This is a genomic window from Bradyrhizobium sp., assembly GCF_016462955.1.
GTDB lineage: Bacteria > Pseudomonadota > Alphaproteobacteria > Rhizobiales > Xanthobacteraceae > Bradyrhizobium.
In genome coordinates this window covers 2,150-11,193 of sequence record NZ_JAEMSD010000204.1, presented here as the reverse complement: position 1 = coordinate 11,193, position 9,044 = coordinate 2,150, and the positions used below count along the sequence as shown (strand labels likewise).

Sequence of the window (9,044 nt, the reverse complement as noted above, 5' to 3'; positions counted from 1 at the left end):
CGATCTCGGCGAACGTCATCTTGGGCTCGATCGGATTGTCGAGATCGCGATAGGGCCGCTGCTCGTAGGGCGTCGGCGTGTAGTTCGACACCATCTTCATCAGCGGCGAGAACACCTCGAAATACAGGTTTAGCGAGAACGCCGTGAACGCGATGATGAACAGCACGCCCCAGGTCCAGAGGCTGAAGGCGCGGTGGATGTCGAAATTGATCCGGTAGGCGCTGCCCGACGTCTTGATGGTCCAGGCCGGCGCCCAGCGTGCCCAGAAGCCGCGCTCGAGCTGCCGTGCGACTTCAGGCGCCCGCGCGGCCTTGGCGCGGCGGCGCGAGGGCAGCGTCAGGTAGAACCCGACGAAGCAATCGATGGTCCAGATGATGGCGATGATGCCGAGCAGGCGCATGCCCCAACGGTCGCTGCCCCAGAATTCCGGGATGTGCATCGTGTAGTGCAGCTTGTAGAGAAACGAGACGAAGTTCTCTCGCGTGACGGGCCAGACCGCGCCCCAATAGCGCCGGCCAAGCTCCGCACCGGTGTTGGGATCGAGGAAGACCTGATTGTAGTCGAGCGGGTAGCGCTTGCCGGTCGCGGGGTCGATCCGCGGCATCACGAAGAACCACAGCGAGTGCCCCTGCTCCGGCGTCATGAAGAGATAGACGACGCGCGCGCGCGGATCGCGCTGCTCGATCGTCTTGGCAAGCTCGATCGAGGGGATCGCGGGGCCCTTGGTCGAGACGTCGAACAGGTGGCCGTTGAGGACGTCGTCGAGCTCGTGGTCCCAGGAGATGATCGCGCCGGTGATGCCGGAGAAGAACAGGAAGCCGGCCGTCAGCAGTCCCGCCCAGCGATGCAGTTTACCGAATATCGCTCTCATCGCTCAGATCTCATTCACTCTGGCCCGGTCCCTCATGTGCCGGACCGCTTTGGCTGGAACTCGGCGGCGGCAAGTCGCGCTCGTTTTCCGTCTCCCGGCCTAACGCAGCGTCCTTTCCAGTGCGAGCGACGCAAGATTAGAATCTATCGAGACTGGGCACTTCGCCGTGCGGCAAAGCGCCCGGGCGCGATCCTCCGTAGACGCCATTCGGCGCCACCAAAGCCTCAGGCTACGGTCGCTTCGGCGGCAAGGCGGCCATTGACGAATTCACGAGCTGCGCTGGATCACCGCGCAGACCGGGCCGCGGCATTATCCGTCATGAATCGATGGGCAACGCGGGCGGCCTACGATAGGCTTTTCTAGAGCTAGCTTGGGAGGGATAACATGGCGGAGCCCGGCTTCGGTCGGTTCATGAAGGACCACCGGGAGTTTTTCAACGCGCTGGCCGCGGATGGCTGGCGCGCCGTCCCGGGCTATGTCGGCGTCGAGGAGAAGATCCTGTCCGGCCGTTTCGATCACGAGGCCCGAACCGGCGCGGTGACGCGGCTGTCGCGCTGGGCCGCTGGCGCATCCGTTAACCATCCGGTCTCGCACGAATGGTGCGAGGAGGTGTTTCTGGTGTCGGGCACGCTATCTATCGGTACCGTTTCGCAGGAAACGCGGTTGCTGAAGGCGGGTACCTATGCTGTGAGGCCGGCCTATGTCGACCATGGACCGTTCTTCACCCGCGACGGCTGCCTGATGATCGAGTTCTTGTACTACCCACCGCCTGCCTAGCACTGTTTTGACAATTGAGGCCTATTAAGTGAACTGAAGTTCGGGATAGTCGAGAGTCCCCGCTCATGATCAGCGCAGACGTAGGTCGCGTTTTCGATCGCTAGCTGATGGGATTGTGTTTCCGGTCGAGTCATCGAGGGACCCTTGCCCTCACTCAAGTCCGATATCCCGCGAACGACCACGCCGCCGATCAGATCGCTCCGTCCGCCGCGCTCGGACGGTGCTTGTTGCAGCAAGAGCTGCTGTCGCCCTTCTCCTCGCCAGCCAGCACGCTGCGGCTGTTGCGGTCCGGCGGGATGTCGCCCGCCGCATTCGCCGCAAAGAACCCGGTTGGCTTCAGCACGAAGCCGGCATATTCGACAGGCATGATCGGAAAGTCCTCGGGCTTGCAGACATGGGTGTGGCCGAAGGAGTGCCACACCACGATGTCGGCATTCTCGATATTGCGGTTCTGCGCGGCATAGCGCGGCAGGCCGTCACCGCCGGCGTGAACGTTCGGATAGTCACCGCTGGCGTATTTCTCGGACGCGTCGAACGCGGTGACCCAGACGTGCTTGGTCGCAAAGCCGCCGCGCCTGCGCACATAGCTGCCCTCCTGCGCCAGCATCAAGGGGCTCGGATTGACGACGAGCTTGTAGGCCGGTGCACCGCCGACCGAATTGGTCTCGTTGGGATTGCTGATCTTCCAGAACCGGCCGGTCTCGCCATTGGCGATGGCCGCAGCGTCGCGCTCGCGTGACAGCACGCGCGTGGTGGTGTCGAACACGTTGCCGTGCGGATTGTCGTCGCCCCAGGGCCGCGGCACGAAGTCGTGCTCGGTGACGGTATTGCCGCCGCCGTCCAGATCCATGTGCAGGCGGACGTTGAAGAAGTGCTGGTGCGTGGGACCGCCGAGATTGTCGTCGACCATGCCGCCCCATCGGTATTTTTCGCCCGGCTGAACCGCGGCGGTCTGGATGATGCCGGTGAGTTTCGTCTCCAGCTGAATCGTGCCGTCCTGGTAGAGATACCAGTAGAAGCCGTAATCGTAATTGCCGACGGTGGCGAAGAACGAGATCACGAGCCGCCGGGATCTGCGCACCTCGAACAGGCCGTTGCGAAATTCGTAGTGCTTCCAGGCAATTCCGTAATCCTCCTCATGCATGCAGATGGCGTTCTGCATGACGAAGGGCTCGCCCTTGTTGTCGGCGGCAGGCACGTCGAAATAGTGGATGTTGCCGAGGCAGTCGCAGCCGAGCTCAAGCGCGTTGGCGAGCATGCCGAGGCCGTATTCGCCGGCATCGAACGCCGACTTCCAGAAATGGTTCGCGGTCGGATCGGCATAAGGCACCACCATCTCGGTGACGCTCGCGCGGTGGATCAGCGACCGCTTGCGCGCGCCGTCCTGGTAGGCGAGCTGATGCAGCACGAGACCCTCGCGCGGCGTAAAGCCGACGCGAAAGCTCCACTTCTGCCAGTCGACCTTCCAGCCCTCGACCTTGAAGCTCGCCCCTTCGGGCTGCTCGATGTGCAGCGGCTTGATATCGGTGCGCGGGTTTTGCAGCTCGTGCGCGCCGTAGTTCCGTTTCTTGCGCGGAATCGGCACGATCGGGTCTTCGTCCGTGAGCTCGATGACCTTGCCGCCGATCAGGTCAACGACGGCCACCACGCCCTCGATCGGGTGGGCGTAGCCGTTGTCCTGGAGATGCTCGCGAAAATAGCTCACGGCACGCACGATACGCGCGCCGCGCTCGAACTCATTGTCGAAGAAGCCGGAGGAGAACGGATCAACCTGGACCAGCTCGATGTCCTTGTCGGTCAACCCGCGCCGAACCATCGCCGCCCGCCAGGCGGGATCGGCCTTCACCACGGCCTCGCACTTGAAGAACTCTTCCAGCATCACCGGCGGCTGTCCGTAGGGCGTCTCGCGGTTCGGCACGACCTTGCGGCCGACGATCTCGCCGCGGCCCAGGTCGACGATATGCTCGATCGCTTCGCCGGTCGCGACGTCGAGCGTCAACGCGAAGGCGCGGCGCCCTACCTCGCCTGCGGCCAGCTCCTGCTTGGTCGGCTCCTCCAGTCGCACCGTCGGGAAGCGGCAGTTCGCCGCTGAGGCGGACGCCGCCCGCACCAAGGCGCAAGCCGCGGCGATCTCGTCGGCCGTCAGCGGATCAAGCGGATGCGGTGTTGCGGTCTGCGCTCGCAGATCGGCTTTGGTAGTTTCAAGCATGGGGGGCGTCCATAAGTCAGGCGAAATGTGTGGTGATGGCGCGGAAGGCGGCAAACCAGTGCTGGTCGATCGGCACGTCCATTGCCTTGGGCTGTGTTGCGAGCTTGACGATGACGGTGTCGGAGTCGAGGTCGACATAGAGGTGCTGGCCGTGAATGCCGATCGCGGTGAGCGCGTTGCGCGAAGGATCGATCGTGAACCATTTGCTGCGATAGCGCGCGCCGGGGAAGAACTCGGCGAGGTCGCCGTCGGCCCACGCCTTGGGATCGCCGTTCTCGCGGATGTCGTCGATCCACCAGCCCGGCACCACCTGCCGGCCCTCGACCACGCCGCGGCAGCGGATCATCTCGCCGAAGCGGAGGAGGTCGCGCGCGGTGACCGAGATGCCGCCGGCGATGCGGCCCATGCCGTGGCTGTCGAGCGTGAGGGAGCCGTCCTCCTCGGCGCCGAGGGGCTGCCAGAGGTATTCGGAGAGAATGAGATGGTAGGGCATCCCGCAGGCGCGTTCATAGACCCAGCCGAGCACCTCGGTATTGGGCGAGACGTAGTGGAACACCTTGCCGTGCGGCTTGCCCGTGCCGCGCAGCGTCGTGAGATAAGCGCGCTGATGGCCGGGGTCGATGCCCGGCGGCGGCAGGTCCCAGCCCGAGGAGAACCGATAGCGCGCGACGTCGCCGGCGGGGTCCTCGTAATCCTCCTCGAACGCGATGGCGACGGCCATGTCGAGCAAGTTGCGGACGGTGCAGCCGGCGTAGACCGATGTCTCCAGCTCCGGCACGTAGCGCAGCACCCTCGCCTCCGGATCGACCAGGCCGCGCGCGGCAAGCACGCCGCCGAGCGTGCCGGCGATCGCCTTGCTGATCGAGCAGATCAGGTGCGGCGTGGTGGCGCTCATGCCGTCACCGTACCACTCATGGATCAGCGTGCCCCGGTGCATGACGAGGAGCGCATCGGCAAAGGTTTCGCGCAACGCGGATTCGATCGTCGTCGATTTGCCATCAGGCCCGGTGAAACCGAGCTTTGCCAGTTCGCGCGGGGCGCTTCTCATCGGCGTCGGGTGAGCGGAGCGGCGGATCTCTGCGGTCGGCAGCACTTCGCGGGTGTGGGTAAAACCCCAGCGGATCGCGGGAAAGCTGCGCCAATTGGCGCGCGTGACCTGAGCTTCGGATGCAGGCGGGCTGCCGCGCATGATATCGGTCGGTCGCATCTCGATCCCTCCGCGAAGCGCCGCCCCAGCTGCGATGCCGGAACGGCCGGACGGAAGCCTGCACCGCGGCGCTGTCGGGCGTTATCGAGATCCGGCAATATTTTGCTGGACAGCGCCTTTGGCCGTGCCAGTCTGGCGCGGTTCTTGCTCGCCGCGTGCTTCAAGGATTTTGACGTACTGCCATGACCTTAGGGGCAACTTTTTCGATCCAGGACTCGGCTGCCGGCCTGCTGCAGGCAGATAGCACGGATGTCGATGAGCACTGCGCCAGCCTCGGCCGCTGGCGGCTGAGCTACGATCAGATCAGCGCCGGCGCGTTCCGGGGCAGCTTCACGCAACTCTCCCTGCCCCGGCTGGAGGTGTTCCGCGAGATCACCAGCCAGCAGGTCCGCCAATATGGCCAGCTTGGCGCCGACAGTTTCGCCATCGGCCTGCCCTGGCACGGCGACGGCGAGCTCAGCTGCAACGGGACCGGTGCCAGCGGCGCCCGTGTGCTGGCCAGCATCGACGCCGAGATCGACATGTGTACGCCGAAGGCCTTCGAGCTGCGCGGCGTCGTTGCCAGCACGGTGTTGATCGCAGAGCTCGCGGCCCGGCTCGACATCGAGCTGCCGCGCACAGCCTGGCACCGGCTGCAGGTGATCGAAATGGCGGAAGCGCCGGTCGCGCGTTTGCGGGCGCATCTGGCTGCCATTCAGGCGACGATCGCGACCGCTCCGGACGCGCTCAACGATCCGGCCGCGCGGCAGGCCCTGGAAGACGCCCTTCTCGTCGAGATCATGGACATGCTGCCGACCGCACGCCCAAGCGCGCCCGGCCGCAGCGCGGCGGCTCGGAAGCGGACCGTGGATCGTGCCCGCGAGCTGATGCATGGCAGCGGCGATCGCTCGCTCTCGCTGCTGGAGGTCTGCAAAGCGGTCGGCGCCAGCCCGCGCAAGCTCGGCTATTGCTTCCAGGAGGTCTTGGGCACGAGCCCGATGCATTATTGGCGCGCGATGCGGCTGAACCGCGTGCGGCGCGATCTCAAGCGCGCCGGAGACGACGAGACCTCGGTCTACGACGTCGCGGTGCGGCACGGGTTCTGGCACTTCAGCCAGTTCTCGCTCGACTACAAGCGCCACTTTGCCGAGTTGCCCTCGCAGACGCTACGGCGCGCCAGGCTGGCGGCCTGACGCGCATCTGCCGAAAGACATGGCGATCAGATCGCCAGCGGGGGGTCTATGCCGGCCGAGCCCGTTACCAGGTGGGCAGATACGTTCCCTTAAAGCGGGTCTCCACGAACGCCTTGACGGCATCGGAGTGGTAGACGGCGATCAGCTGCTTCACCCAGGGCTTGTCCTTGTCCTCCTCGCGCACGGCGAGGATGTTGACCCAGGGTCCATCGGGGTTCTCGCGCGCAATCGCGTCGGTGGCGGGATTGAGGCCGGCCTGGACGGCGTAATTGTTGTTGATCGAGACGAGGTCGACGTCCTGGAGCGCGCGCGGCAGCTGGGCGGCATCGAGCTCGACGAAGCGGAGCTTCTTCGGGTTCTCGGTGATGTCGGCGATGGTCGAAGCGACGTTGTTCGGGTCCTTCAGCTTGATCACGCCGTGCAGCGCCAGGATCATCAGGCCGCGCGCGCCGTTGGAGGGATCGTTGGCGATGGCGACGCGTGCGCCTTCCGGCAGATCACCGAGCTTCTTGTATTTCTGCGAATAGACGCCCTGCGGCGAGCCGATCGTGTTGGCGACCTTGACGATCTTCCAGCCGGTCTTGGATATCTGGTTCTTCAGATACGGCTCGTGCTGGAACGAGTTGGCTTCCAGATCCTTCAGCGCCAGCGCCTGGTTCGGGATCACGTAGTCGGTGAATTCGACCACCTTGATGTCGATGCCGCGCTCGGCGCCGACCTTCTTCACGACATCGAGGATTTCCGCGTGAGGACCGGCGGTGACGCCGACCCGGATGGTTTCGGCCTGGGCCGTGGTGGCGAGCAAGGCTGCAGCCGCAAGGGTTGCGAGAAAGCGCATTGAAGTCTCCAGTTTCAGCAAGCTTAATTCAGTGATGCCGCAGCCGGCGGTTGACCCGGCGTGCGAGATAGTCGCCGGCACTTTGGACGATCTGCACCAGTGCGATCAGCACGACCACGACGGCGAGCATCATCTCCGGCATGAAGCGCTGGTAGCCGTAGCGGATGCCGAGATCGCCGAGCCCCCCGCCGCCGACCGCGCCGACCATGGCGGAGTAGCCGAGCAAGCTCACGACCGCGAGCGTCAGCGCCAGCAGCAGGCCGGGCAGTGCCTCGGGGATCAGGACCTTGAACACGATCTGAAGCGGCGAAGCGCCGAACGAGGACGCGGTCTCGATCAGGCCGCCGTCGACTTCGCGGATCGCGGCTTCGACCAGCCGCGCGATGAACGGCGTCGAGGCGATGGTCAGAGGCACGATCGCGGCGGAAGACCCGATCGATGTCCCGGCAACGAGGCGCGTGAACGGGATGATGGCGACGACCAGGATGATGAAAGGCGTCGACCGCGTCGCATTGACGACGACGCCGAGCAGGCGATTGGCGATAGGTGCCGCGAACAGCTCGCCCTTGCGGCTGGTGGCGAGAAAGACGCCGAGCGGCAGTCCGAAGGCGGTGCCGAGCGCCGCGGCGATGCCGACCATGTACAGGCTTTCACCCGTGGCCTGGACGATCAGGTTGATGAGTTCAGGCGACATAACCGAGACGCTCCGCCGAAAAATGATATTGAGAGAGCCAGGCGAGCGTTCGCGTCACAGCGCCCTCGCCGTCGGGAATTCCGAGCGTGAGCGAGCCCACATGCTGGCCCCCGATCTCGTCGATGCGGGCGGACAGCAGCGCGACGTCGAGGCCGAGCTCGCGGGCGAGCCGGGCCACCACCGTGTCGCCGGCCCCTGCCCCGCGCACCTGGACGCGGATCACGGCCTGCCCGCCGGCGGAAGGCGCCGAGACGATCCGGCTCGCCAGCGAGACCGGGAGGCTGTCGCCGATCACCTCGGCCAGGAAGGTCTGCGTGATCGCATGCTTGGGATGGGTGAAGATGTCGGCGACATGGCCGCTCTCGACGATGCTGCCGGCATCGAGCACCACCACTTCCTTGGCAAGCTGGCGCACCACGGACATTTCATGGGTGATCAGCACGATGGTCACGCCGAGCTCGCGGTTGATGTTCGCCAGCAGGTCGAGGATCGCGCGCGTGGTCTGCGGATCGAGCGCGGAGGTCGCCTCGTCCGACAATAGCACGCTCGGCCGCGTGGCGAGGGCTCGCGCGATGCCGACGCGCTGCTTCTGGCCGCCGGAGAGTTCCTTGGGATAGCGGTCGTGCTTGTCGGCGATACCGACCAGCGCGAGCAGTTCGGCGACACGAGCCTTGATATCGGTTTTGGTCCAGCCGGCGATCTCGAGCGGCAACGCGATGTTGTCGGCGGCGGTTCGCGAGGACAGCAGGTTGAAGTGCTGGAAGATCATGCCGATCGAGCGCTGCGCCAACCGAAGCTCGCGGCCGGTTAGTGCCGAGATATCCTTGTCGTCGACGATCACGCGGCCCGCGGTCGGCTTTTCCAGGCCGTTGATCAATCGCACCAGGCTCGACTTGCCGGCGCCGGAGCGGCCGATCACGCCGGTGATCGAACCGCGGGGAATCGCGAAGTCGATGTCTTGCAGCGCGTTGACGCCGGGCTTGCCGCGATAGGCCGGATAAGTCTTCGAGATGCCGGCAAAACGGACCATCGCGTCCGGCTCGACCTGCGCAAGTGAAACCGCTTCAGTCGGCCCGATCGGCTGTCCGACGGCAAGCGATTGGTGAGCGTTCATGGAAAGCCTTCATGCACAATAGTTCCCTCGACGGCCCGACAGGGCAAACGAGAGCCGGTCGCATCGGCGACTGGGAGGTGAAGCAGCAGCAGACTGCCTTCCGATGGCCGCCGCGCTGCATCGCAGCACGCACCATCGCCTTTTCCAGTCTTGCTTGCAATT

8 protein-coding genes are annotated in these 9,044 nt (G+C 65.1%); 2 read left to right on the top strand and 6 right to left on the bottom strand.

Going from position 1 to position 9,044, the window contains the following annotated elements:
• A partial coding sequence (gene fsrB / locus JHD07_RS20610; protein WP_291625262.1) for a siderophore utilization protein FsrB occupies window positions 1-871 on the bottom strand: 871 nt, incomplete at its 3' end.
• 384 nt (window positions 872-1,255) lie between these two features.
• On the opposite strand from fsrB, the gene JHD07_RS20605 reads away from it, so the two are divergent.
• Window positions 1,256-1,648, top strand: coding sequence for a cupin domain-containing protein (locus JHD07_RS20605; RefSeq protein ID WP_291625261.1), 393 nt, complete (start codon window positions 1,256-1,258; stop codon window positions 1,646-1,648).
• A 190-nt stretch (window positions 1,649-1,838) separates the two neighbouring features.
• On the opposite strand, the gene JHD07_RS20600 is transcribed toward JHD07_RS20605, so the two are convergent.
• Window positions 1,839-3,857, bottom strand: coding sequence for a primary-amine oxidase (locus tag JHD07_RS20600; protein ID WP_291625259.1), 2,019 nt, complete (start codon window positions 3,855-3,857; stop codon window positions 1,839-1,841).
• A 16-nt stretch (window positions 3,858-3,873) separates the two neighbouring features.
• Complete coding sequence (locus JHD07_RS20595; protein WP_291625257.1) at window positions 3,874-5,064, bottom strand: serine hydrolase; 1,191 nt, start codon at window positions 5,062-5,064, stop codon at window positions 3,874-3,876.
• A gap of 182 nt (window positions 5,065-5,246) precedes the next feature.
• Between JHD07_RS20595 and JHD07_RS20590 the strand changes: the two genes are divergently transcribed.
• Window positions 5,247-6,236: a helix-turn-helix domain-containing protein gene (locus JHD07_RS20590; protein ID WP_291625255.1), complete on the top strand. Its 990-nt coding sequence runs from the start codon at window positions 5,247-5,249 to the stop codon at window positions 6,234-6,236.
• Window positions 6,237-6,300: 64 nt separating this feature from the next.
• Here the strand turns inward: JHD07_RS20590 and JHD07_RS20585 are convergent, their stop codons facing one another.
• The 3 genes from JHD07_RS20585 to JHD07_RS20575 are packed head-to-tail and all read right to left on the bottom strand — an operon-like array spanning window position 6,301 to window position 8,882.
• Entirely contained in the window at window positions 6,301-7,074 is a 774-nt protein-coding gene (locus tag JHD07_RS20585) for a MetQ/NlpA family ABC transporter substrate-binding protein (protein WP_291625253.1), read from the bottom strand.
• Window positions 7,075-7,102: 28 nt separating this feature from the next.
• Entirely contained in the window at window positions 7,103-7,768 is a 666-nt protein-coding gene (locus tag JHD07_RS20580) for a methionine ABC transporter permease (protein ID WP_291625251.1), read from the bottom strand.
• On the bottom strand, window positions 7,758-8,882 hold the full coding sequence (locus JHD07_RS20575) for a methionine ABC transporter ATP-binding protein (RefSeq protein ID WP_291625247.1): 1,125 nt from the start codon (window positions 8,880-8,882) through the stop codon (window positions 7,758-7,760). Before JHD07_RS20575 ends, JHD07_RS20580 begins: the two co-directional genes overlap by 11 nt.
• Between the last annotated feature and the right edge of the window lie 162 nt (window positions 8,883-9,044).